1 protein-coding gene is annotated in these 668 nt (G+C 54.2%); it reads left to right on the forward strand.

What is annotated here, in order from left to right; genetic code table 11:
* The coding region (gene traJ, locus D7V92_RS21910; protein ID WP_121773797.1) for a conjugative transposon protein TraJ at positions 1 to 668 on the forward strand (668 nt) is incomplete at both ends.

The following is a 668-nucleotide window of genomic DNA, read 5'->3' on the forward strand; positions in this document are numbered from 1 at the left end:
CAAGTGTTGCGGGTGCTGTACGATGAAATGATGCCCTTGTGCAGCAACATGACGGGGGTAGCGAAAGGTATTGCCGGGTTGGGTGCGCTGTTCTATGTAGCCGCCAAAGTGTGGCAGTCGCTCGCAAGGGCGGAAGCCATAGACGTGTACCCGCTCCTGCGTCCCTTTGCGCTGGGGCTGTGCATCATGTTCTTTCCCACGTTCGTGCTGGGGACTATCAACACGGTGCTGTCGCCAGTGGTGAAAGGGTGCAACCAGCTTATGGAAACGCAGACTTTCGACATGAACGAGTACCGGGCGCAGAAAGACCGACTGGAATATGAAGCCCTGATGCGAAGCCCCGAAACGGCTTACCTCGCATCGGACGAGGAATTTGACAGACAACTGGAAGAACTGGGCTGGTCGCCCTCCGACATGGTGACTATGACGGGTATGTACATGGACAGGGCGGCTTATAATATCAAAAAGTCTGTCCGGGACTGGTTCAGGGAGTTATTGGAAATGCTCTTTCAGGCGGCGGGGCTGATTATAGACACGCTGCGCACGTTCTTCCTAATCGTGTTAAGCATACTGGGTCCGCTGGCGTTTGCTATTTCCGTCTATGACGGTTTCCAAAGCACGCTGACCCAGTGGATTTCACGCTATATCTCCATTTACCTGTGGTTGCC

Source organism: Parabacteroides sp. CH2-D42-20 (assembly GCF_003670185.1).
Taxonomy (GTDB): Bacteria; Bacteroidota; Bacteroidia; order Bacteroidales; family Tannerellaceae; genus Parabacteroides; species Parabacteroides distasonis.